The organism is Aureimonas sp. Leaf454, assembly GCF_001424685.1.
Lineage (GTDB): Bacteria > Pseudomonadota > Alphaproteobacteria > Rhizobiales > Rhizobiaceae > Plantimonas.
On the sequence record NZ_LMQT01000022.1, the window covers coordinates 185,126 to 207,176 of the forward strand.

Below are 22,051 nucleotides of genomic sequence, written 5' to 3' on the forward strand. Positions count from 1 at the left end.
GGCGGCGTTTCGATCCGGCCCTCAAAGGGCCGGCACCGCCTTCAGATAGGCGGCGATCGCCTCGCGATCTTCGGCGGGGAGCTTGGCCATGTTCCTCTGCACCTCGACCATCGCGCCCCCGACGCTGTCGAAATCCGGCGTGAACCCGGTTTCGAGATAATAGGCGATGTCGCTCTGCGACCAGTCGCCGAGCCCCGCGTCGGACGGCGTGATGTTGGGGACCTTGCCCTCGCCCTCCGCCGCCGCTGCGCCCGACAGCCACCTTGCCTCGTCCAAGCCGCCGAGCCCACTGAGGAGGCGCGGCGTGTGGCATTCCCCGCAATGGCCGGGACCTTCGACGAGATAGCGTCCGCGCAGGACCTGCGCCGGCGTATCGGCCGGAAGGGCGACGACCGGCGCCGGATCGAGGAAGACGCGCTGCCAGAGCCCCAGGCCCTGCCGGATGTTGAAGGGAAAGGACAGATCGTTCGGCGGCGCGGCGCCGGATACGGGGGGAAGCGTCTTCAGGTAGGCGAAGAGGTCGGCGACGTCCGATTTCGTCATCCGGGCGTAGGACGTGTAGGGGAAGGCGGGGTAGAGAGCCGCACCGTCCGGCGCGACGCCGCGCTGCATGGCGTTGGCGAAATCGGCCAGCGTCCAGCCGCCGATGCCGTCCGCCGGATCGGGCGAGATGTTCGGAGCGTGGAAGGTCCCGAACTTCGTGACCAGCGGCGCGCCGCCGCCGAGCCGAAGCTGCGCCTGCCCTTCCGACTTCGCCAGAGCGTGGCAGGACACGCAGCCGCCCGTCCAGAACAGACGCTCGCCGTGGACGGGATCGCCCGAGCCCTCCGCCGCGATTTCGGAGGCCTCCAGCCGAAGGGGTCGCGCCAGCCACAGGAAGGCGGCACCGGCGAGAAGGAGGAGAGCGAGGATCGCGAGCAACGCACGGCGCATGGGCTCTTCCTTCTTTGCGACGAGGGAAGGCCGCCCGGGCGAGACTGCGGCGGGCGGCCATGCGAGGCTGGACGGGCAGCCGGCAGGCCGGGCGACCCTTCTCGGCCGGCCCCGGATCGCCGGCGGCGCGGGTTACTTGTCGACGCGGAATTCCTCGTGGCAGCTCTTGCAGTTCTGGCCGACCGCGCCGAACGACGCCTTGAAGGCCTCGAGCGTCGCGGGCTTGGCGGCGATCGCGGCATCGAGGTCGCCCTCGAACTTGACGAGCTTGGCTTTGAACGCCTCCGGCTTCTCCCAGATCGCGGGCGAGGCCTCGGTGTCGTTGCCCGTCTTGGAATCCTCGGGCACGTTCTTCGAGAAGGTGACGGCGTTCTCCTTCATCGTGACGAAGAGTTCGGCGGCCTTGGCGGCGTCGAACTCGGTCTCGCCCTTGAGGTATCCGCCGGCGGTCTTGGCGGACTTTCCGATCGTCTTCATAGCGGCCTGCCGGGCCTTGACCGCGTCGATGTTCTGCGCAAGCGCCGGCACAGCGAGCGGCAGGGTCGCGGTGGCGAAAAGAAGGGCGGCGAGGCCCCAGATCCTGGTCTTCATGAATCGTCTCCCAAGAGAGCGCGCCCGAACATCCGGTGATGGGAGGCCGGCGCGGGGTCTCCCCCCTAATGGAGGGCAGAACGCGGTCCCGGGCAATCTGGAACCGCTCTCAACTCGCCGTGACAGCATGAATCGATCGCAGCGACGAAAAAGGCCCCGACGCCAGGAGACGCGGGGCCTTCGAAACGGACAAACCGTCCTTCGACGTCTTACTTCGTGGCGTCTTCGTACATTTCGAGCACATGATCCCAATTGATCAGGTTGTCGACGAAGGCCTCGAGGTATTTCGGACGGGCGTTGCGGTAGTCGATGTAATAGGAATGCTCCCAGACATCGACGCCGAGCACGGGCGCGGCGCCGTGCACGAGCGGGTTCTCGCCGTTCGGCGTCTTCATGATCTGCAGCTTGCCGTCCTTGACCGCGAGCCAGGCCCAGCCGGAGCCGAACTGACCCTTGCCGGCCTCGATGAAGTCGGTGCGGAACTTGTCGTAGCCGCCGAGATCGCTGTCGATCGCGGTCTGCAGCTTGCCGGGCAGGCTCTTGCCGCCGCCGTTCGGCTTCATCCACTGCCAGAAGTGGATGTGGTTGTAATGCTGGCCGGCATTGTTGAAGAGCGGCTGGTTCTTGCCGAAGGACTGCTTGACGACCTCTTCGACCGACGCATCGCCGAGACCGGCTTCGGCGGCGAGCTTGTTGCCCATCTCGACATAGGCGTTGTGATGCTTGTCGTGGTGGAACTCCAGCGTCTCCTTCGACATGTAGGGCTGAAGCGCCGTGTAGTCGTAGGGCAGCGGGGGAAGCGTGAACGCCATGGTCGTCGTCTCCTTCGTTCGGGTTCGCGGGACCTTGCCGCCACACTGCGGCCGGGCCTCGCTGGAATTGCGCCGGGTCAGATAGGGCGCGGTTTGGCGAAAGCTATGCGTGAGCCCGGGCGAAGGCCATGTAGGACGCACGCGCCTGCTCGTAGAAGCGGCCGGGCTGGAAGCTCGATCCTTCGAAGCCGGTGACCGGCACGACCTTGGAATGATTGCCCGTCGAGAAGACCTCGTCGGCGGTCAGGAAGTCGGAAACGGTCAGGCTCTTCTCGATGACTTCGACACCGTCCGCCCGCAGGAGGGCGATGACGCGCTGGCGTGTGATGCCGTTGAGAAAGGTGCCGTTCGGGATCGGCGTGTAGACCACGCCGCCCTTGGCCATGAAGACGTTCGACGTTCCGGTCTCCGCGACGTTGCCGACCGCGTCGAGGAGAAGCGCGTTGTCGAAGCCGCGCGCCTTGGCCTCGAGGATCGCGCGACCGCTGTTGGGATAGAGGCAGCCCGCCTTGGCCGCGGTCGGCGCCGATTCCGGCGTCGGACGACGGAAGGGCGACAGGCCGAGCGTGAAGCCCGACGGCGAGATCATCGGCGATTCGTAGAGGCACAGGCAGAAGCGCGTCGAACCGGCATCGGCCGGCACGCCCATGTAGCCGCCCTCCTCGGCCCAGTACATCGGCCTTATGTAGACCGCTGTCGTCCCGTCGAAGCGCTGGAGGCCGTCCTTGGCGAGCCGCACGATGTCGGCGGCCGAAACCGTCGCGGCGAGGCCGAGGGCGAGCGCGGACCGGTTGACGCGTTCGGCATGGAGGTCGAGATCGGGGGCGAGACCGTCGAACCAGCGCGCGCCGTCGAAGACGCTGGAGCCGAGCCACATGGCGTGGCTGCGCGGGCCGACGAGGCCCGGATTGCCCTCCACCCAAGAACCGTCGACGAAGGTGACGGTGCGGCTGATGTCCGTGGCCATGGTGGTCTGGTCCTTTCGCGCTGCGACGAAGCCGCCGCCGGATGATCCACCCTCTTGGCATTCCAGCGCCGGCTCGGAAAGGGCCCGGCGGCATCAAGGCCCCTTCCCCTCGCCCGCAATCGCGATAAGACACGGGACCAACCTGCTGCGACCCAATCGGGGAATATCGATCCTTGCCCTCGCTCTACGTCTTCGACGCCTATGGCACGCTCTTCGACACCTCCGCCGCCGTCGCCCGCATCGCGGCCCATCTCGGCGAGGACGGCGCCAAGCTCGCCGAGATCTGGCGGCGCAAGCAGCTGGAATATTCCTGGATCCGATCGCTGATGAAGGATCGCTCGCGCGACTTCTGGCGCCTCACCGAGGATGCGCTCGATTTCGCCATCGCCAAGGTCCCGGCCGCCGAGACCTCGATGCGCGACGGACTTCTCGAGGCCTATCGCGATCTCGACACGTTCGAGGAGGTGCCCGGCGTCCTGCGGGCGCTGAAGGACGGCGGCGCGCGGCTCGCGATCCTGTCCAACGGCTCGCATGCGATGCTGGAGCGCGCGATCCGTTCGGCCAAGCTCGACACGCTGATCGACCGCGTCTTCTCGGCCGAGGATGCCGGGACGTTCAAGACCGCGCCGGAGATCTACGAACTCGCGACCACCGCCTTCCGTCTCTATCCCTCGGCGGTTTCGTTCCAGTCCTCCAACCGCTGGGATATCGCGGGCGCGACCCGGTTCGGCTTCTCGACGGTCTGGATCAATCGGAGCGGCGAGCCGGACGAGTATCGCGATCTCCCGCCGAACGCGATCCTGCCCGACCTCAAGGGATTGCCGACGCTGGGCTGACGCTCCGCCGGCCCGGGCACGACCCGCCTTAACCCTCTCTTCACCCTCTGTTGCCAGGACGACACGGTAGACCCACCGATCACCCCTCGTCCGGGAACGAACCCGCTATGGCCATGTTCTGCAACGAGACCGGCGGCGTTGCCGCGGCCCGCAAAGAGGCCGGGCTTTGACACTTCTTTAGGCTGGACATGACCGACATCGCAGACCGCAGGCTTTCGCGCCGCCAGATCCTCGCCGGCCTGGGGCTGGGCGCAACCGCTCTCCTCGCCGGCTGCTCGACCGGCGGACGCCGGGCGATCCTCGTCGACGGCGCCGGTTATCCCGGCGACGGCGGCTATGCCGACGCCTCGATCGACTACGCTTCCATGTACGGGCCGATCGAGGACGAGGGCTATCTCATCCCCGGCATCGACCTGAAGCGCGTGCCGCCGCAATTCTATCGCCAGGAGGTCGCCGATCCCACGGGCATGGCGCCCGGCACGGTCGTGATCGACACGCAGAACCGCTTCGCCTATTTCACGCAGGGCGGCGGACGCGCCATGCGCTACGGCGTCGGGATCGGGCGTCAGGGTTTCTCCTGGTCCGGCGACGCCGTGATGCAGTGGAAGCGCAAGTGGCCGACCTGGACGCCGCCGGCCGAAATGATCGACCGCCAGCCCGAGCTCGAGATCTATCGCAACGGCGGGCAGCAGCCGGGGCTGAAGAACCCGCTCGGCGCCCGCGCGCTCTACCTGTTCCAGAATGGGCAGGACACGCTCTATCGCCTGCACGGAACGCCGGAATACTGGACGATCGGCAAGGCCGTCTCGTCGGGCTGCGTGCGCTTCATGAATCACGACATCATCGACCTCTACGACCGTGTGCCGAACGGCTCGAAGGTCGTGGTTCTGCAGTCGGGCATGGTCTGATCCAGGGTCCGGCCGACAAAGCCGGAACCGGATCGGACCTTGACGACGTGACTTGGCGCGCCGTCTTCGTCTCCCCACCAGGGGCGAAGACGGCTCCGCGTCGCGGGCTCCATGGCTGCCGCCCGTCCGGATGAGACGCGGCTCTTGCCGAACCGCTCTTCCGTCGTCACCGCCGGCCGGCGTGGCTCCCCAACGGCCAGACGCCGATCGGTCCGACCTCTCCGTCGATGCTCACGACCGCCGAAGCGTCCGATACTCCGCCTCCATCCGGTCGAGCCGACGCTCGGTCGCACCCTCGCGCAACATGCCGGGGATGAGGAAGAGATCGACGATCTGGCCGATGCCGAGAAGGCCGAAGGTCAGGAGCCAGAGGAGGCCCGTCCAGGGGCGGCCGAGATAGAAGCGGTGAAGGCCGCAGAAACCGACGAAGCAGAGGCACCAGGTCAGATAGGCCGCAAGTCCCGATCGCATCTCGTCCGTTCTCCTGTCGAAGGTTTTGGTCCGGCTTCATATGGGAAGCCGAAGCGCGAGACGCGAGGGCCAGGACGAGCTCGGAGTTCACCGACCGCGCTTGAGGCTTCCCAGAATGCCGCGAAGGATCGCGTTGGTGACCGTCGAGGCCGCCGTCCGGCCGACCTGCTTCAGCACCGTTTCCGTAATGGTCTGACGCTCGTAGCCCGAGGAACGGCCGCGTGAGGCCGGCGCGCGGCGACGAGGGGCGGGCTCCTCCTCCTCGGGCTCGTCTCGGCGGCCGAGCCCGAAATCCGGCAGGCGGAACCCGCCAATCTCGATCTCGCCGCTTCGTTCGCCCCCACGGGAAGGCTCCGGTTCCGGCGGCGCTTCGGCCCGGCGACGCGCCGCCTCGGCGCGTCGGCTGGATTCGGCGCTTCGCGCGCGGGCGCGCCCCTCGGCCTCGGCCTTTTCCTGCTCGGCCTCGCGGGACAGCTGCGCCTCGGCGCGGCCGACCAGCATCTCGTAGGCGGATTGCGCGTCGATGCGCGTCTCGTAATCGCCCGCGACGGGGCTCGCGCGCCGGACTTCGGCCCGCTCGGCATCGGAGATCGGACCGACCCGGCCGGCCGGCGGACGGATCAGGGTGCGCTGGACGACGGAGGGCACGCCGCCCTTGGCGAGCGTCGAGACCAGTGCCTCGCCGACGCCGAGCTGCGTGATCGCTTCGAAACTGTCGAAGTCCGGATTGGGCCGGAAGGTCTCGGCCGCCACCTTCACCGCCTTCTGCTCGCGCGGCGTATAGGCGCGCAGCGCATGCTGCACGCGGTTGCCGAGCTGGGCGAGGACGGCATCGGGCACGTCGAGCGGGTTCTGCGTCACGAAGTAGATGCCGACGCCCTTGGAGCGGATCAACTTGACGACCTGCTCGATCCGGTCGGTCAGAACCTTCGGTGCGCCGTCGAAGAGAAGATGCGCCTCATCGAAGAAGAAGACGAGCTTGGGCTTTTCGGGATCGCCGACCTCGGGCAGTTCCTCGAAGAGTTCCGACATCAGCCAGAGGAGGAAGGTGGAATAGAGCCGCGGATTCATCATCAGCCGGTCGGCCGCCAGCACGTTCACATAGCCCCGGCCGTCGCGGTCGGTGCGCATGAGATCGGCGATCTTCAGCGCCGGCTCGCCGAAGAACTCGGCGGCGCCCTGCCCTTCCAGGACCAGGAGCGCGCGCTGGATCGAACCGACCGTCTGCTTGGCGACATTGCCGTAGAGCCGGCCGATCTCCTCGGCATTCTCGCCGACATGGGCGAGCATCGCCTGGAGGTCCTTGAGGTCGAGAAGGAGCATTCCCTCCTCGTCGGCGATCTTGAAGGCGATGTTGAGCACGCCTTCCTGCGCCTCGGACAGGCCCATGAGCCGCGAGAGGAGCAGCGGCCCCATTTCCGCGATCGTCGCGCGGACGGGATGGCCCTTTTCACCGAAAATGTCCCAGAACATCACGGGATAGAGGTCGTGATAATAGGGATCGAGACCGATCTCCCGGGCGCGGGCCACGAGAAAGTCCTTGTCCTCGCCCCGCGCGGCGATGCCGGACAGATCTCCCTTGATGTCGGCGCAGAAGACGGGAACGCCGGCCTCGGAAAAGCCCTCCGCCAGGATCTGCAGCGTCACGGTCTTGCCGGTGCCGGTCGCGCCCGTCACGAGCCCGTGGCGGTTGGCGAGCTTCAGATCGAGATATTCGCCCTCGCGCACCGTGTCGTCCGGGCCTCGGCTGGCGCCCAGAAAAATGCGACCGTCTTCCAGCATGATTCCTCCCGGACCCCACACGCCACGTCCCGCGGACCGGCGTCGGAGCGTTATAACGCGCAGCCGGCCAAGAAGAACAGGCAGCGCCGAAGCACCCGGCATCGCGGGGGAGCCGAACCCGAGGATTGCGCGGCACGGCGGCGTTTGCCATGGTCCGCCGACATTCCGGCACCGCCCGTTTTCACGACGGGCGCGCCACCACATCCCAGATCAAGAGGCAGAGCCGCTCATGGACGAACTACTCAACCGCATCGCCGCCGAAACCGGCCTGTCCACCGACGACGCCCGCAAGGCCGTCGGGCACATCCTCGCCTACATGAAGGCCGAAGGCACGGACCCCGCGGTCGGCAAGATGCTGGAGGAAACGCCGGGGGCGCAGGCGGCGATCGATTCCGTCGGCGAGTCCGGCGGCGGAATCATGAGCTTCTTCGGGGGCGGCATCATGGCGCTCGGCTCCAAACTGATGGGCCTCGGCCTCGACATGGGGCAGATCCGTCAGGTCGCGACGGAGCTCGTCGCCTATGCCAAGGCCCATGCCGGTGCGGAAACCGTCGACCGCGTGATCGCGACGACTCCCGGACTTTCGCAGTTTTCCTGACGGTCGAAGCGATGCCAATCGCGAGATCGAACCTGCCGCAATCTTGGAACGGGGTCGCCGCTCACCTATAGTCCGTGACGATTTCGGCCCGCGGCTTCCACCGTCGCGGGCCGGCGTCGTGGCGGTAGAATGGCGGGTCGATCCGGAATGACGGCAGAGCTTGATCTCGCGCGGCCCAGGGCTTGGCGCGTGCACCAGCAGCGCTGGACGCGCCTCTGGCGGCGGCCGCCGCTCCTCATCCACCTGATGGGCTTCGCCCTCATCGTGCTGACGCCCGCGCTGCTGTTCAGCGCCTTTCTGGTCTTCCAGTTCTCCGAACAGCAGAAGTCGATCGCGGCGGGACAAGTGGCCGACACCGCCGAAATCATCTCCGATGCGATCGATCGCGAGATCTACGCGATGATCACGTCGGCAAAGGTGCTCGCGTCCTCTCCGTTCCTCGACGAAGCCGAGACCGACATCTTCGACGACCGGGCTCAGGCCGCCCTCGAGGCGACCGGCTCGAGCGCGATCCTCGTCGATCCCGCCCTGCGCGTCGTCGTGGACACCAAACGGCCGGGCGCCGCGGGCACCGCGCTCGACCATCGCGAGACCGTCGAAGCGGCGTTCGCCACGCGCCGGACACAGATCTCCGGCGCCTTTCTCGGTCCCGACGCCGATACGTTCGTCTTCCATGTCGCCGTTCCCGTCTTTCGCGGGGATCGCGTCCTCTTCGTGCTGGCGATCAGTCGCGAGACGTCCGAACTGACGCCGATCCTCACCGCTCGAAACATCCCGGAGACGTGGAGCGCCATCATCCGCGACGGGCAAGGCTCGAAGGTGACCGCCGTCCTGGCGACCAACGGGCAGATGCGGCGCAGTTCGAGCAACGTCGTCGACAGCCCGAGCCTCGCGGAGTCGCTCGGCGAGGGCATGAACCGCGACTTCATCGAGGCCTCCTACACCTCGGCCCTGTCCAGCTGGACGACGACGGTGGCGGTGCCGAACGCGGTGATCGGTCAGCCGATCAAGCGTTCCTGGCTTCTTCTCGTCGGCATGGGCGTCGCGCTCCTGTCCTTCTCCGCCCTCCTCGCGATCGTCTTCGGCCGCAGACTGGCCGCTCCGATCCTGAAACTGGCGGATCAGGCGAAGGCGATCGGCCGCGGCGAGCCGGCCTTGCCCGTCCACACGGTCATCGAGGAGGTCGGCGGCGTCTCCAAGGTGCTGGCGCAGGCCTCGCGCGACCGGCGCGACGCGGAGGAGCAGAACAGCTTCCTCATGCGCGAGATGAGCCATCGCGCCAAGAACCAGTACGCGCTGATCGGCGCCATCGCGCGGCGCGCCGCCAAGGAAAGCTCCAGCACGAACGAGTTTCTGGCGACGCTCTCCGAAGCTCTGGCCTCGCTCGCCCGCTCGGCCGATCTCCTGGCTGGCAAAGGCTGGGACTCCGCGGGGATGGCCGATCTCGCGGCAACACAGCTCCAGGCCTTCGGCGTCGGGCCCGGCCATCAGATCGGTGTCGCCGGCCCGCCGGTGCGGCTGAATCCCTCGGCGGCGCAGACGATCGGTCTCGCCCTTCACGAGCTCGCGACCAATGCCGCGAAATACGGCGCCCTGTCCGTTCCCGGCGGTTCCGTGGAGATCCGCTGGAAGCTCGACGAGACGTTCCGTCTGTCCTGGCGCGAGATCGACGGGCCGCCCGTCGTCGAGCCGAAGCGTTCGGGCTTCGGAACGCTCGTCACGCAGAAGATGACGGCGCGCGGTCTCGGCGGCGAGGTCGACATGCGCTATGCTCCGAGCGGCGTCACCTGGCAGCTCATCGCCCCCCGGGACGCCGTTTTGGCGACCTGACGTCCGGAACGTCTCGGCCAATGGGCTCGTCGGAGCGGGCGTCGTGCCGGCCATCTCCGACACCCGGAGACCCTTCGACGAAGACCGGGACCTGCGCGATGGCCAGCTCGGGCGGCGTCGACATCTCGACGGACGTCCTGGCGGAGCGCCATTGCGGCGCGCAGCCTTCGCGAGTCGGCAGGCGTGTCGGCAGGTGAGTCACCCGGGGCAAGGGCCGGACCGTCGCATCCGACATCGCGGCCCTAAGGGCTTGCGCCACGCCGCCGCGCCGATCGGCTCGGCGCGCGTCGTTGCGCCGCCGCTCTTGCGGAACGGGCGTTGCGGGTGCAGTGACGCGCCGCGGCGGGCCGCATCGGCCGCGTCCGGCGTTTCGGAGCAGAACCATGATCGAGGTCTATCGCGCCGACGCGGCGCAGATCCGCGGGGACCGCGTCGACGCGGATGCCGTGCCGGCCGATGCGATCTGGATCGATCTCATCAATCCGACCAAGGAAGAGGAGCAGGCGGTCGAGCGCCTCTGCGCGATCGAGGTTCCGACGCGCGAGGAGATGCGCGAGATCGAGGTATCCAGTCGCCTTTATTCGGAGGACGGTTCGGACTTCATGACGGCATCCGTGGTCTTCGGGCTCGACAGCGGTCGCCCGGCCTTCGCCCCGGTGACCTTCATCCTCACGGGTTCGCGCCTCGTCACCCTTCGCTACACCGAGCCGAAATCCTTCGCGATCTACTCGGCCAAGCTATGCAAGAGCCAGACGGAAACGAGCGCCCTCGCCCACGTGCTCGGTTCGGACGTGCCGGAGCCCCCCACGGCGGGTGCCGCCCCGAACGGCAAGGGGGCCTCGCGCGTGCCGACCGCCGACACGATGCTGATCGGTCTTCTCGAAACGGTGATCGACCGCGTGGCGGACATGCTCGAAGCGATCGCCGGGGATCTCGACCATATCGCGACCGACATCTTCGCGTCCTCGAAGGTCAAGAAGCCGGTGGCGAGCCACGAGTTCAAGGAACTGCTCCGCCGGATCGGCGCCGCCGGCGACCTCGCCTCGCGCACGCGGGAAAGCCTCGCCACGCTCGACCGGATGATGCCCTATCTCCAGTTCGTGCTGGAAGGCCGCAAGACGGGCAAGGATGCGAAGTTCCGCGTCAAGGCGATGAACCGCGACATCACCTCGCTCAACGACTTCGTCTCGTTCCTGTCGAACAAGACGACCTTTCTCCTCGACACCACGGTCGGCATGATCTCGATCGAGCAGAACGCGATCATCAAGATCTTCTCGGTCGCCGCCGTCGGCTTCATGCCGCCGACGCTCATCGCCTCGATCTACGGGATGAACTTCGAGATCATGCCGGAGCTGCACTGGGCGCACGGCTATCCCATGGCGCTCGGCGCCATGGTCGTCTCGGCCGTGCTGCCGCTCGTCTTCTTCCGCTACAAGAACTGGCTCTGAAGCTGGCTTAGACGGCTCCACCGAAGCCGCGATAGACCGCGGCGCCGGGGATGACGGCGGCGGAAGCCTCGCGCGCGGCGATCTCGCCGAGCGTCATGTGCATCGGCGACTTGATGCAGGCCGGGTCGGTCGCGCTGGCATCGCCGGTGAGCGCCAGCGCCTGACAACGGCAGCCGCCGAAATCCACTGCCTTGCGCTCGCAGGACCGGCAGGGCTCCGGCATCCAGTCCGTGCCCCGATAGGCCTCGAAGGCCGGCGAGGACGCCCAGATGTCCGCCAGCGACTGGGTCCGGACCGAGGGAAAGTCGAGATGCGGGATCGTCTGCGCGGCGTGGCAGGGCAGGACGAGGCCGGCCGGCGTGACGCTGAAGGTGCGCTGGCCCCAGCCGCCGTTGCAGGTCTTGGGATAGCGCGCGTAATAATCGGGGAAGACCGCGTCGATGACGAGAATGCCCTTCAGGCGCTCGCGCGCCGCCTCGACCTCTGCGATCGTGCGGTCGACATCCTCGCGCGCGGGCATCAGCTGCGCCCGGTTGCGGAGCGCCCAGCCGTAATATTGCGTGTGGGCGATCTCCAGGCGCTTGGCGCCGAAGGCGACCGCCTTCTCGATCATCGCCGGAACCTGATGGATGTTGGTGCGGTGGATGACGGCGTTCAGCGTCAGGGGAAAGCCGCGCTTCACGACCTCGGCGGCGAAGGCCTCCTTGCGTTCGAAGCCGCCGCGATAGCCGCCCACCGCCTCCGTCACCGCGGCGTCGGCACCCTGGAGCGAAAGCTGGATGTGGTCGAGACCGGCTTCGAGGAGGCCGTCGAGCGTCGCGGTGGAGACGCCGATGCCGGACGTGATGAGGTTGGTGTAGAGGCCGACCTCCGCGGCGTGCCGCGTCAGTTCGACGATGTCCTTGCGCGCCGTCGGCTCTCCGCCGGACAGGTGGATGTGGATGACGCCGAGTTCGGCGGCTTCCGCGAAGACGCGTTTCCAGGTCTGTGTATCGAGCTCGCTGGAGCGCTGGTCGAGTTCCAGGGGATTGGAGCAGTAGGTGCAGCGCAGCGGGCAGCGATGAGTCAGTTCCGCAAGAATGCCGAGCGGCGGCGGCGGGGGGACCCTGGTGCTTTCGACGGTCTCGGGGACCGGGAAGACGATCTCGTTCACAACTCCACCATTCCCTTCTGCCGGAGATCGGCGAGAAAGCTCTCGACGTCCGGCCGAATCACGCTGGCGTCGGCGGTGAAGACCTCGGTCAGCTCGAACAGGATCTCGCCGAAGCTCTTGCGCCCGTCGCAGCGCTTGAGGATCTCGGTCGCGACGTCGTCGGCGTTGAAGATGCGCTCCGGCCCGACGAGGATGAAGCGACCTCGCGCCTTGTCCTCGCGAAACCGCACGCCGTGCGGAAACCGCGGAACGGCGGCATCGTCGATGGCGGAGGACGGCGCCGCGCTCATGGTTCGGTGCCGCCGAGGCCGGGCTGCCAGACGTCGAAGGGCGGCTTGCCCGGTTCGACATAGGCATGCTCCAGCGCGTCCAGCTGGGCCCAGAGCACGGAGCATTTAAAGCGGAGCGCGTCCAGAACCGCGATCTGCTGCTCCGGCCGGCGGGCGTGGCGGATGCAGTAGTCGAGCGCGAAATCGCTGTCGCGCTTGGCCTGGACCGGACGCTTGTCGAAATAGGCGAGCGTCTCCGGCGAGATGAAGTCGTAGTGCGCCAGCATGCCGCGCACCCGCGTGCCGATGATGCCGGGCGAGAAGAGTTCGGTCAGCGAGGAGGCGATGGCCTCCAGCAGCGAGCGTTCGCGCACGAAGGCGACATAGGCGTCAACGGCGAAGCGCGTGCCGGGCAGGATGCCCTCGCCGGACAGGACGTAGTCGCGGTCGAGCCCGACGCCGTCGGTGAGCGCGATCCACTTCTCGATGCCGCCGCGATTCTCCGAGTCGCCATCGTGATCGACGATCCGCTCGCGCCATTCGCGCCGCAGCTCCGAGGTCTCCATGCGGGCGAGGATGTAGGAGTCCTTCACGGGGATCTTGGACTGATAATAGTAGCGGTTCAGCGCCCAGGCCTGGACCTGCGTCTTCGTCAGCTCGCCCGACTGGAGCTTCAGCTGGAACGGATGGAGATGATGGTAGCGCGTCGCGCCGATCTCGCGCAGCGCGGACACGAAGTCGTCCGAGGTCATCATCGCGTTCATGGCTCGATCTCCCGCCCGTCCGACGCGACGCGCCAACCCGCCGCCTCGACCGCTTGCCGCTCGACCGATCCCTCCACCAGGATCGGGTTCGTGTTGTTGATGTGGATATAGATCCGCTGGCCGATGCCGAGATCGTCGAAGGCGTGGAGACTGCCGCCATCGCCCGCGATCGGGAGATGGCCCATGCGCCGGCCGGTCTTCACCCCGACGCCCGCCTCCGACATCTCGTCGTCGTGGAAGACCGTGCCGTCGAAGAGGAGCACGTCGGCCCCGCGCACGCGTTCGCGCAGGTGATCGGGCACGGACGCGCAGCCCGGAATGTAGAAGGCCGTGCGACCGCCCGCCGACAGGCGAACGCCGACCGTCATCTCGCCCTCCGCACCGATCTCCACCTCACCCGCCTCCAGATAGAGCGGCACCTTTCCCGGCACCGCGAAGATCTCGATCTCGAGCCCCTCGACCGGCTCGGCGACCTCTCCGGCACGAATCGGCCTCAACGCGACGACGGCCGGGTCGAGAACCGAAAACACCGGGTTCGCCTGCAGCACGTCGAGGACGCCGCGCGTTCCGTAAAGGTCGAATCTCTGCTTTTCGCGAAGCGTCAGCAAGCCTGCGACGTGATCGACGTCGCCATTGGTGACGAGCACCGCTGAAATCGGCGAAGCGCGGCTTTCGCCGTCCTTGCCACGCGCCCCGGCGCCCAGCGTCGGGGAGGCGACGATCTGCCCGCGCAGATCGGGAGAGGCGTTGAGCAGGAGCCAATGCCGTCCATCCGCAGATGCCGCGATCGACGACTGGCTCCGCTGCTCGACGCGAGGATCGCCGTTCCAGGCCAGTCTGCAGACCGCGCAGAGGCAATTCCACTGGGGATATCCGCCACCGGCGGCAGAGCCCAAAACAAGAAGCCGCAGGCGGGTGTCGTCCCGCCCGCGGCTGTCACTCGATGTCGACAATCAGGTGTCGATCAGAATTCGATCGGCATGTAGCCGTTGATTTCCATCGCGACGCAGACTTCGACGAGAACGGGCTTGTTCCAGGCCATGTGTAGCTCCCAAGATGTTCGCCGGCGTGGTTCGCCAGCTCGTTGTCGGTAGGTGCCCAACTCGCACGCTACAACGCTGTTCCGTTCAGGGAAAGCGGATCGGAATTAAACTCCTGTAAGGTGGTGGCGCAAAGGGCCGCCCGCCGGCCTTCATGCGTTGGCAAGTCCTTCTTTTGTAGGATGTGCGATGCCTTCCAGCGCCCCGACCACCCGCCGTCGCCTCCTCCAGGGTCTCGCCGCCTTCGCCGCCGGCAACGTCCTGCGAATCGACGCAGCCGTCGCGGCCGAGACGACGCGCCGACTTCAGGCCTCGATCGAGGAATCGGCGGCCCGGAACCGCGTGCTCGTGCTGCCGCCCGGCGATTATCCCGTGGGACGACTCGAGCTTCCGCCGAATGCGCGCCTCGCCGGCACGCGCGGAGCGACGCGGATCTTCGGCCGCGATCTGGAATGGGTCTTTCGCGGCGGCGGGACGCTGCAGATCGAGGACATCGTTTTCGACGGCCTGTCCGAGGGTGCGAGCGAGGGTCCCGATCTTCTCGCCGTCGCCGATTGCCCCGATCTGCGGATCTCCGGCTGCACGATCCTCGGCGCTCGGGGATCGGGCCTCGCGCTCCACCGCTGCGGCGGCCGCGTCGCCGACGGACGCATCGCGGGCGCCGGCTTTGCCGCCCTCCTGTCGCGCGATGCGACCGGCCTCTCGATCCGCGACATGGTGATCGAGGATTGCGGACATGGCGGCATCCTCGTCCACCGCAGCGAGCCGGGTCCGGACGGCACGCTCGTCGCCGACAACCGCATGCGGCGCATCCGCTCCGATTCGGGCGGCACGGGCCAGACCGGCAACGGCATCAACGTCTTCCGGGCGCACGCGGCGATCGTCTCGGGCAACCATGTGGAGGATTGCGCCTTCTCCGCCATCCGGTCCAACGGTGGCTCGAACGTCTCGATCTCGGGCAACACCTGCCTGAACTCCGGCGAGACCGCGATCTATTCGGAGTTCCGCTTCGACGGGGCCGTCATCACCGGCAATCTCGTCGACGGCGCGGCGATCGGCATTTCCATCGCCAATTTCAACGAGGGCGGGCGGCTCGCGGTCTGCTCGAACAATCTCGTGCGCAACCTTCGGCGCGCGGGCCCCTATCCCGCCGACGCGCCGGGCTTCGGCATGGGCATCTCGGTGGAGGCCGACACGGCTCTCAACGGCAATGTCGTCGAGGGCGCTCCGCTCTTCGGACTAAAGCTCGGCTGGGGTCCGTTTCTGCGCAACGTCTCGGCGACGGGCAATGTGGTGCGGGATTGCGGCACGGGGATCGCGATCTCGGCGGTGGAAGGCTCGGGGACCGCGATCGTCTCCGGCAACGTCGTGGCAGGCTCGAGGGACGGCGCGATCCGCGGCTTTCGCTGGAGCGAGGTCTCGACGGCGGACCTCCTGGAAACACCGGGCGAGACCCCTCCGCACGTCAAACTCCTGGGCAATTCGGCCTGAAACGTCAGTTTGGCGTGGACGAGGCGTCGAATGCCCGCCTAACGTCTTTCGCAACGGTACGACCGCGCTAATTCGGCTACCAATCGCTTCGGCGGCAATTTTCCCAGGGAAACGACCATGAACGACGCCCGGTCCGCGCGCCTCGCCGTGCTCATCGATGCGGACAACGCATCCGCCAAGATCGCGGACGGCCTGTTCGAAGAGATCGCCAAGATCGGAGAGGCCAGCGTGCGCCGCATCTACGGCGACTTCTCGACCCAGCGCATGAAGGGCTGGACGGACATCCTCGCCCGCCACGCGATCATCCCGCAACAGCAGTTCGCCTACACGACGGGCAAGAACGCCTCCGACATCACGCTCGTGATCGACGCGATGGATCTCGTTCATTCCGGCCGGTTCGACGGGTTCTGCCTCGTTTCCTCCGACAGCGACTTCACGCGCCTCGCCTCCCGCATCCGCGAGGAAGGTCTCGACGTCTACGGCTTCGGGGAGCAGAAGACGCCGGAGAGCTTCCGCCAGGCCTGCCGCCGCTTCATCTACACCGAGAACCTTCTACCCGAGCGCATCGCGCCCGGACGCGGCGCGGAGCCGTCCAGCGCGCCGCTCGCCCCGCCGAGCGCGGTCACGCCGATGCTCAAGCGCGTCATCGACCAGATGGAAAGCGAGGACGGCTGGGTCAATCTCGGCACGTTCGGCAAGCAGTTGCAGACGCTCTACACCGACTTCGATCCCCGGACCTACGGGCACAAGAAGCTGTCCGACCTCGTGCGCAAGTCCGGCGTCTTCGACATCGACCATCCCGAAGGCGGCTCGATCCGCATCCGCCTGAAGCAGAGCGGGGACAAGCGCACCGGGGATGCGGCGGCGGCGAAGCCGGCCGTCGCGCCGCTGGCGGCCAAGCCGGTGGCCGCAACCGTTCCAGTGTCAACGTCGATACCGGCCCCGGCGACCGCGACGGCTCTTCCGACGTTCCTGGCGCCGCTCTCGCCGGCCGAACTCGCCGCCAGCGTCGAGGCGGCGTCGCAGCCGGCGGCCAAACCCGCGCGCCGCAGCCGCGGCTCGGCCAAGCCCTCGGTGACGAAGCAGGCGGCCGCCAAGACGGCCACGGACACGAAGCCGGCGCAAAAATCGTCGGCCGATGCCAAGCCGGTGGCGGAGAAGCGCTTGGCTCCGGCGGCACCGAGGCCCGCACCGGCCGCGGCCGAGCCTGCGGCATCGACCGTTTCGGCTGAGACGGAAGCGGCACCTTCGGCCGCGCCGACGGCGCCGATCGCGTCGTCTCCCATCGCCGCGCCGGTCGAGAAGGCCGCGACGGCCGAACCCGCCGCGGCGGCGAAGCCGGTCCGCAAGCGGCGTCCACTGGGGAACGCTTAAAAACGGGCGTCTTTAGAAGCCCGTCGGCCGCACTCCGCCGACGCGCGTCTTCTCCCAGTTGAAGATGTCCTTCGCCGCCAACCGGTCATAGGCCTCCGCGACGGGATCGCCCTGGCGACGGAACAGCGTCGCGATCGTCGCGGCGACGGCGCTTTCGGCCGCGCGGGTCGTGCCGTCGTCGATCTTCAACGCGAAACCGAGGCCGTATTCGGGGATCGCACCGCAGAAGACGCCCTCCGCGCCCGTCTTGGCGAAGACGCGGCCGGGGGCAGCCTCCATCAGCGCGACGCAGGCGCGATCCGTGCCGGCCATGTACCAGGGTTCGGCCATGGCCGCCTCGATCAACCGGCGGCCCGCTTCGGCGCGCTCGGCGCCGACGCGCTGACCCGAGACGAGTTTGGCGAAGCCTGTGGCGAAGCCTCGAAGTGGGGCCGCATAGGTCGGGATCGAGCAGCCGTCGATGCCGCCATCATCGGGACCGAGCCTCGTCCCGGTCAGATCCTCGATGACGGCCCTCGCCCGCACCTGGACGGGATGGTCGGCCCCGACGTAGCCGGCCGTCGTCTCGCCGCAATGAACGGCGGTGCAGAGAAAGCCGGCATGCTTGCCCGAGCAGTTGTTGTGAAGCGCCGTCGGCCGGCCGCCGCTGCGGGCGAGTTCGAGCGCGACCGGCTGGTCGAAGGGCCAGTGGCATCCGCATTCGAGGGCTTCTTCGGACAATCCGGCCCGGCCGAGCATGGCCGCGGCACGCTCGACATGGCCGGGCTCGCCGGAATGCGAGGCGACGGCGAGCGAAAGATCGGCCAAGGCCAGGCCGAACGCATCGGCAGCGCCGGTCTCGATCAGCGGGATGCCCTGAAAGACCTTCACGGCCGAGCGCGGAAAGACCGGCGCGTCGATATCGCCCAGCGACAACACCGCCTTGCCGGCCGCATCCATCACCGCCACTGCGCCGCGGTGCCGGCTTTCGACGCGCGATCCCCGCGTCACTTCCGCCACGATCGGATTGTTCGACATCGTCATCCTCGTTTTGCCGCGGCGCACACGCCATCTTGATGACCGGAGCCATCGCCTTTGCGCGATGCTCTAACGCCCTGCCCGCTGGTTCGAAAGCCCGATGCGCCTCTTGAAAGTCGTTCTTCTCATCCTCCTCCTCGTCTACATCGCGCCCGTCGCGCTCTCGGCCCTTCTCTGGAAGGTGGGCGAGCATCCCGGCTCCTGGCGGGACGCGGACTGGACGAGCGCCAAGCTCCTGCCGGCACCGGCCGATGCGCCGGAGGCGGCGGTCTACGTCCTGTCCGCGCGCACCGGCGGGTTGAAGGGCGCCGTCTCGGAGCATTCCTGGATCGTTCTGAAGGAAGAAGGGGCGAAGGCCTACGAGCGGTGGGACAAGGTCGGCTGGGGCAGCCCCATCCGCCGCAACGGCTACGCGGCGGACGGGCGCTGGTATTCCAACGAGCCGCGCATCGTCCTCGCGCTGCGCGGGCCGCAGGCCGAAGCTGCGATCCCGGCCTTTCGGAGCGCGATCGAGGCCTATCCCTATGCGGCGCATGGCGGCTACCGGATCTTTCCCGGACCGAACTCCAACACGTTCGTCGCCCATGTCCTGCGCCATGTCCCGGGAATTGCGGCGAACCTGTCGCCCGTCGCGGTCGGGCGCGACTTCCCCTCGGAAGGCCGCCTCGTTTCCTTCGATCGCGATCGCGAGGACATCCGGCTCTCGCTCTTCGGCTATGCCGGGGCGGTGATCGGCTGGACGTCGGGCATCGAGGTGAACGTGCTCGGCCTCGTCGCCGGCGTGGATCCCCGGCGCCTCGCGGTGAAGGTCCCGGCCTTCGGAACCTTCGCTCTGCTGCCACCCTCGACCTGACGGCCGGTTCGAAACCGGGTCAAACGCGCATCACGACGTCCCGGCCGACATGGGCGAACGTCGCACCCGACCGGTTCCGAGCGGCTCCACCGGTCCTTCGAAACACAAACGGCAGGCCATCGGAGACGGCCTGCCGCACAGTTTCGCAGCGGGTCGACCGACGTCGGCTCAGAAGTCGATCTCGAGCCCGTTCTCGCAGAAATCGAACTTGGCCGGTTCGGACTCGGTGCCGTCCGCATAGGCGGCCTTCACCCACTGCGTGCAGGTCTCGCTGTTCGTGGCCTGGTCCCACACCAGATTGACCGTCGCCCCCGGCTTGATGCCGCTGCCGATGTCGAAATATCCCCATTCCTGCTTGTCTTCGGACACATAGACGTCGGTGATGGCCGATTTCGTCGTATTGGACGCGGTGAACGAAAACTCTTCGGCATGGGCCGCGCTGGCCGCCATCCCGCTCGTGACGATCCCCAAAGCTGCCGCAACAAGACCTGCGTGAACGCCGACGAATGCCATGCCTTACCCTCCGGTGAATGTGCGCAGCCTTCTTGCATTATCGTTGGGGAAAGTCGACGGCGCATCTTGGAAGACCTTCGTCGAGCATCCCGGCCTTGCAGGCAGCGAGGCGTCCGGCCTTCGCTCTCGCCGCCTCGGCCCTGCGGGCCCTGTGTCATGAGTCGAAGATGGAACGGCCAACGGCCGCGGCGGGGAAGTCGGCGCGAGCGCGGCTCGCATCCGCCACCGTCCGTCCTGGCGTCGCCTCGTCCGGACGCTTTCGCGCCGGATTGCTCGGTCGTCGCGCCGGGCCGGGCGGGCTCTCGCGCCGGCGCCATCAGAAACGCGGTTTTCCCCGGCTGCGGGGAAGCGGTTTTCCCCGGCTTCGTTTCCTGCTACCGCCGATCGCGACACTTCCGGAGAGGCACCATGTTCCTAAGTTGCGGCGATGCCCTGTTCGACGTCTTCGCCGAGCCCAGCCCCGACGTTTCGCAGATCGCGCTCAACGCGCGCGTCGGCGGCTCGGCCCTCAACGTCGCGCTCGGTCTCGCCCGCCTCGGACACCCGTCCGCCTTCTTCACGAAGATGTCCGGCGATCTCTACGGCCGGCGCATCCGCGCCTACATGCAGCGCGAGGCGATCGACCAGCGCTTCCTGATCGAGACGACGCGCAACACGACGCTCGCCATGGTCTCGCTCTCGGAAAGCGGCAGCGCCGAATATTCCTTCTACATCGAAGGCACGGCCGATCGATCGATCGAGGCTTCCGAGGTTCCCGCGAGCTTTCCGCAAGCGCTGCAGGCGATCCATATCGGCGGGTCCTATTCGACCGTCTCCGAGCCGACGGCCTCGTCCCTCGCCGCGCTAATCGCGCAGGAAAAGGCGCAGCGCTTCGTCTCCTACGATCCGAACATCCGCGCCTCGATCCAGCCCGACCTCGACGTCTGGCGGGACCGCGTCGCGGCGACCGTTCCGGAGGTCGCCATGGTCAAGGCGAGCGAGGAGGATCTCGAGCAGCTCTATCCCGGCCGGACGTCGGACGCGGTGCTGTCGGATTGGATGGACAAGGGAATCGCGCTCGGCATCGTGACGCGCGGCGAGCATGGCGCGCTCGCCTATGCCGCGTCGGGCATCCAGTCCTCGGTCGATGGCGTTGCCGTCGACGTGGTGGACACGGTCGGCGCGGGCGACACGTTCCAGGCCGCCCTCCTCTCGCAACTTCAAGAGAAGCGCGCCCTGACGCGTCTCGCCATCGGCGACCTCGACCGCGAGGCGCTCGACGCGCTGATCGGATTTGCCATCCGCGCGGCGGCGATCACCTGTTCGAGGCGCGGCGCCGATCTGCCGCGGCGCGGCGATCTCGGTCTGGCGCCGCTCGCCGCCGCTCACTGACGCGCGGTCGCCCTCCATCGAGGCGGCGCGTCGTGGACGGTGTGCTCCAACGAAAAACCCGCCGCATCCGATGGGATGCGGCGGGTTTTTGCATGAGACGTCTCGGCGGCCCCCGGAGGAGCCGCCTCGGGTCTTAGTTGAAGCGGTAGGAGGCCTTCGCCATCACCGAGTGGAAGTCGAGATCGGTGTTCGACTCGGTCGTGAAGTTGCCGACCGAGGTGCCGGCGGCGTTCGCGTAGTTGACCTTGACGTTGCTCTCGCCGAGATCGGTGTAGAGGTATTCCAGGCCGAACGAGATGTTCTGCGTGGCCATGACGTCGAAGCCTGCGCCGACGGCGTAGCCGACATCGTCGTTGTCCGTCGAAGCGGACACACCGAAGACGCGGTTGTTGCGGGTGTCGGCATAGATCGTGCCGCCCGAGTACTTGTTGTCGATGTCGGCATAGGCGAGACCGCCGGTCGCGTAGAGCGCGAAGCGATCCATCGCGACGCCGGCCTTCGCGCGGACGGTGCCGACGAAGTTGATGTCCTGCTCGGCGCCGAACGTCTGCGTGCCCGTGCCGGTGGGCAGGGTGTAGGACGTGAAGGACTTGGCGTCGATGTAGTTGAGGTCGGCGACCGCACCGATCAGGAAGTTGTTGATCTGGTAGTCGTAGCCGACATGGCCGCCGCCGATGAAACCGGACTCGCCGTCATCATTGCCGCCGACGAAAGACGTGTTGGCCGACGAGAAGGCGCCCGAGTCACGGTTGAAGGCAACACCGGCCTGAAGACCGGCATAGAAGCCCGTCCAAGTCGCCGTGGGAGCCTCGTAGACGGCTGCAGGGGCCGGCGGCTCTTCGTAGACGACGTCCGCAGCCATGGCGGGCGTCACGAAGGCGGTCGTCGCGAGGAGAAGTGCAAAACGCTTCATGGTGATACTCCATTCTTGTCGCCGAAGGCGACGTTCGTCCGGTGGTCCCGTCCCTCATCGGGTCCGCCGAATTTCAGACAGGGGCCGGATGCGCCCCGGTTGTGGTCCAAATGTGGT

Annotated in this window: 21 protein-coding genes and 1 pseudogene; 9 read left to right on the plus strand and 13 right to left on the minus strand. The window is 67.5% G+C overall.

Annotated elements, in window-relative coordinates:
- Nucleotides 1-21: 21 nt before the first annotated feature.
- From ASG43_RS17410 to ASG43_RS17425, 4 genes are all read right to left on the minus strand, one after another.
- Nucleotides 22-933: a cytochrome c gene (locus tag ASG43_RS17410; protein ID WP_056507769.1), complete on the minus strand. Its 912-nt coding sequence runs from the start codon at nt 931-933 to the stop codon at nt 22-24.
- A gap of 132 nt (nt 934-1,065) precedes the next feature.
- A complete protein-coding gene (locus ASG43_RS17415; RefSeq protein ID WP_056507772.1) occupies nt 1,066-1,524 on the minus strand; it encodes a cytochrome c in 459 nt (152 codons plus the stop codon).
- A 209-nt stretch (nt 1,525-1,733) separates the two neighbouring features.
- Nucleotides 1,734-2,336 (minus strand): superoxide dismutase, encoded by a 603-nt coding sequence (locus ASG43_RS17420; protein ID WP_056507774.1) that lies wholly within the window; start codon nt 2,334-2,336, stop codon nt 1,734-1,736.
- A 103-nt stretch (nt 2,337-2,439) separates the two neighbouring features.
- Nucleotides 2,440-3,303, minus strand: coding sequence for a branched-chain amino acid aminotransferase (locus ASG43_RS17425; RefSeq protein ID WP_056507777.1), 864 nt, complete (start codon nt 3,301-3,303; stop codon nt 2,440-2,442).
- A 173-nt stretch (nt 3,304-3,476) separates the two neighbouring features.
- Between ASG43_RS17425 and ASG43_RS17430 the strand changes: the two genes are divergently transcribed.
- Nucleotides 3,477-4,139, plus strand: coding sequence for a haloacid dehalogenase type II (locus tag ASG43_RS17430; RefSeq protein ID WP_056507778.1), 663 nt, complete (start codon nt 3,477-3,479; stop codon nt 4,137-4,139).
- Between the two features lie 188 nt (nt 4,140-4,327).
- The gene (locus tag ASG43_RS17435; RefSeq protein WP_056507780.1) at nt 4,328-5,047 is read left to right on the plus strand and encodes a L,D-transpeptidase; all 720 of its coding nucleotides are present in this window, start codon (nt 4,328-4,330) and stop codon (nt 5,045-5,047) included.
- Between the two features lie 231 nt (nt 5,048-5,278).
- Here ASG43_RS17435 and ASG43_RS17440 read toward each other — a convergent pair whose 3' ends face one another.
- Both ASG43_RS17440 and ASG43_RS17445 read right to left on the minus strand, forming a co-directional pair.
- Nucleotides 5,279-5,518: a TM2 domain-containing protein gene (locus ASG43_RS17440; protein WP_056507782.1), complete on the minus strand. Its 240-nt coding sequence runs from the start codon at nt 5,516-5,518 to the stop codon at nt 5,279-5,281.
- A gap of 87 nt (nt 5,519-5,605) precedes the next feature.
- The gene (locus ASG43_RS17445) at nt 5,606-7,300 is read right to left on the minus strand and encodes a helicase HerA-like C-terminal domain-containing protein (protein WP_056507783.1); all 1,695 of its coding nucleotides are present in this window, start codon (nt 7,298-7,300) and stop codon (nt 5,606-5,608) included.
- Between the two features lie 229 nt (nt 7,301-7,529).
- Here ASG43_RS17445 and ASG43_RS17450 point away from each other — a divergent pair, with 229 nt between their 5' ends.
- The 3 genes from ASG43_RS17450 (at nt 7,530) to ASG43_RS17460 (ending at nt 11,176) form a co-directional block, all read left to right on the plus strand.
- On the plus strand, nt 7,530-7,898 hold the full coding sequence (locus tag ASG43_RS17450) for a hypothetical protein (protein ID WP_056507785.1): 369 nt from the start codon (nt 7,530-7,532) through the stop codon (nt 7,896-7,898).
- A 147-nt stretch (nt 7,899-8,045) separates the two neighbouring features.
- The gene (locus ASG43_RS17455) at nt 8,046-9,728 is read left to right on the plus strand and encodes a sensor histidine kinase (protein WP_056507787.1); all 1,683 of its coding nucleotides are present in this window, start codon (nt 8,046-8,048) and stop codon (nt 9,726-9,728) included.
- A gap of 383 nt (nt 9,729-10,111) precedes the next feature.
- Entirely contained in the window at nt 10,112-11,176 is a 1,065-nt protein-coding gene (locus ASG43_RS17460; RefSeq protein WP_056507789.1) for a magnesium transporter CorA family protein, read from the plus strand.
- A 7-nt stretch (nt 11,177-11,183) separates the two neighbouring features.
- Here ASG43_RS17460 and pqqE read toward each other — a convergent pair whose 3' ends face one another.
- From pqqE to pqqB, 4 genes are read right to left on the minus strand one after another with little or no spacing between them, the layout of a single operon-like run.
- The gene (pqqE, locus tag ASG43_RS17465) at nt 11,184-12,320 is read right to left on the minus strand and encodes a pyrroloquinoline quinone biosynthesis protein PqqE (protein ID WP_056507914.1); all 1,137 of its coding nucleotides are present in this window, start codon (nt 12,318-12,320) and stop codon (nt 11,184-11,186) included.
- 5 nt (nt 12,321-12,325) lie between these two features.
- Nucleotides 12,326-12,619, minus strand: coding sequence for a pyrroloquinoline quinone biosynthesis peptide chaperone PqqD (gene pqqD, locus ASG43_RS17470; protein WP_056507791.1), 294 nt, complete (start codon nt 12,617-12,619; stop codon nt 12,326-12,328).
- Entirely contained in the window at nt 12,616-13,362 is a 747-nt protein-coding gene (gene pqqC / locus ASG43_RS17475; protein WP_056507792.1) for a pyrroloquinoline-quinone synthase PqqC, read from the minus strand. Before pqqC ends, pqqD begins: the two co-directional genes overlap by 4 nt.
- Nucleotides 13,359-14,273, minus strand: a complete 915-nt coding sequence (pqqB, locus tag ASG43_RS17480) for a pyrroloquinoline quinone biosynthesis protein PqqB (protein ID WP_056507916.1) — start codon at nt 14,271-14,273, stop codon at nt 13,359-13,361. The genes pqqC and pqqB overlap by 4 nt, the downstream gene beginning before the upstream one ends.
- Nucleotides 14,274-14,591: 318 nt before the next feature.
- On the opposite strand from pqqB, the gene ASG43_RS17485 reads away from it, so the two are divergent.
- Together ASG43_RS17485 and ASG43_RS17490 are read left to right on the plus strand one after the other, a co-directional pair.
- Nucleotides 14,592-15,893 carry a TIGR03808 family TAT-translocated repetitive protein gene (locus tag ASG43_RS17485; RefSeq protein ID WP_056507794.1) on the plus strand — a complete coding sequence of 434 codons (1,302 nt, stop codon included), beginning with the start codon at nt 14,592-14,594 and terminating at the stop codon, nt 15,891-15,893.
- Between the two features lie 117 nt (nt 15,894-16,010).
- Nucleotides 16,011-16,727 (plus strand): annotated as a pseudogene (locus tag ASG43_RS17490) (NYN domain-containing protein); the annotation flags it as partial.
- Nucleotides 16,728-17,279: 552 nt separating this feature from the next.
- On the opposite strand, the gene ASG43_RS17495 reads toward ASG43_RS17490, so the two are convergent.
- A complete protein-coding gene (locus ASG43_RS17495) occupies nt 17,280-18,284 on the minus strand; it encodes an asparaginase (protein WP_056507917.1) in 1,005 nt (334 codons plus the stop codon).
- Nucleotides 18,285-18,384: 100 nt separating this feature from the next.
- On the opposite strand from ASG43_RS17495, the gene ASG43_RS17500 reads away from it, so the two are divergent.
- Complete coding sequence (locus tag ASG43_RS17500; RefSeq protein ID WP_056507797.1) at nt 18,385-19,137, plus strand: DUF3750 domain-containing protein; 753 nt, start codon at nt 18,385-18,387, stop codon at nt 19,135-19,137.
- A gap of 168 nt (nt 19,138-19,305) precedes the next feature.
- Here the strand turns inward: ASG43_RS17500 and ASG43_RS17505 are convergent, their stop codons facing one another.
- Nucleotides 19,306-19,650: a hypothetical protein gene (locus tag ASG43_RS17505; RefSeq protein WP_156386762.1), complete on the minus strand. Its 345-nt coding sequence runs from the start codon at nt 19,648-19,650 to the stop codon at nt 19,306-19,308.
- A gap of 408 nt (nt 19,651-20,058) precedes the next feature.
- On the opposite strand from ASG43_RS17505, the gene ASG43_RS17510 reads away from it, so the two are divergent.
- A complete protein-coding gene (locus ASG43_RS17510; protein WP_056507802.1) occupies nt 20,059-21,021 on the plus strand; it encodes a carbohydrate kinase in 963 nt (320 codons plus the stop codon).
- 133 nt (nt 21,022-21,154) lie between these two features.
- Here the strand turns inward: ASG43_RS17510 and ASG43_RS17515 are convergent, their stop codons facing one another.
- Nucleotides 21,155-21,934 carry an outer membrane beta-barrel protein gene (locus ASG43_RS17515; RefSeq protein ID WP_056507804.1) on the minus strand — a complete coding sequence of 260 codons (780 nt, stop codon included), beginning with the start codon at nt 21,932-21,934 and terminating at the stop codon, nt 21,155-21,157.
- Between the last annotated feature and the right edge of the window lie 117 nt (nt 21,935-22,051).

Coding starts and splice junctions, on each gene's coding strand:
- ASG43_RS17425 (WP_056507777.1), bottom strand. CDS start 3,303: ATGGCCACGGACATCAGCCGCACCGTCACCTTCGTCGACGGTTCTTGG.
- ASG43_RS17445 (WP_056507783.1), bottom strand. CDS start 7,300: ATGCTGGAAGACGGTCGCATTTTTCTGGGCGCCAGCCGAGGCCCGGAC.
- ASG43_RS17440 (WP_056507782.1), bottom strand. CDS start 5,518: ATGCGATCGGGACTTGCGGCCTATCTGACCTGGTGCCTCTGCTTCGTC.
- ASG43_RS17435 (WP_056507780.1), top strand. CDS start 4,328: ATGACCGACATCGCAGACCGCAGGCTTTCGCGCCGCCAGATCCTCGCC.
- ASG43_RS17415 (WP_056507772.1), bottom strand. CDS start 1,524: ATGAAGACCAGGATCTGGGGCCTCGCCGCCCTTCTTTTCGCCACCGCG.
- ASG43_RS17500 (WP_056507797.1), top strand. CDS start 18,385: ATGCGCCTCTTGAAAGTCGTTCTTCTCATCCTCCTCCTCGTCTACATC.
- ASG43_RS17420 (WP_056507774.1), bottom strand. CDS start 2,336: ATGGCGTTCACGCTTCCCCCGCTGCCCTACGACTACACGGCGCTTCAG.
- ASG43_RS17410 (WP_056507769.1), bottom strand. CDS start 933: ATGCGCCGTGCGTTGCTCGCGATCCTCGCTCTCCTCCTTCTCGCCGGT.
- ASG43_RS17460 (WP_056507789.1), top strand. CDS start 10,112: ATGATCGAGGTCTATCGCGCCGACGCGGCGCAGATCCGCGGGGACCGC.
- ASG43_RS17485 (WP_056507794.1), top strand. CDS start 14,592: ATGCCTTCCAGCGCCCCGACCACCCGCCGTCGCCTCCTCCAGGGTCTC.
- pqqC (WP_056507792.1), bottom strand. CDS start 13,362: ATGAACGCGATGATGACCTCGGACGACTTCGTGTCCGCGCTGCGCGAG.
- ASG43_RS17450 (WP_056507785.1), top strand. CDS start 7,530: ATGGACGAACTACTCAACCGCATCGCCGCCGAAACCGGCCTGTCCACC.
- ASG43_RS17505 (WP_156386762.1), bottom strand. CDS start 19,650: ATGGCATTCGTCGGCGTTCACGCAGGTCTTGTTGCGGCAGCTTTGGGG.
- ASG43_RS17495 (WP_056507917.1), bottom strand. CDS start 18,284: ATGTCGAACAATCCGATCGTGGCGGAAGTGACGCGGGGATCGCGCGTC.
- ASG43_RS17515 (WP_056507804.1), bottom strand. CDS start 21,934: ATGAAGCGTTTTGCACTTCTCCTCGCGACGACCGCCTTCGTGACGCCC.
- pqqD (WP_056507791.1), bottom strand. CDS start 12,619: ATGAGCGCGGCGCCGTCCTCCGCCATCGACGATGCCGCCGTTCCGCGG.
- ASG43_RS17455 (WP_056507787.1), top strand. CDS start 8,046: ATGACGGCAGAGCTTGATCTCGCGCGGCCCAGGGCTTGGCGCGTGCAC.
- ASG43_RS17510 (WP_056507802.1), top strand. CDS start 20,059: ATGTTCCTAAGTTGCGGCGATGCCCTGTTCGACGTCTTCGCCGAGCCC.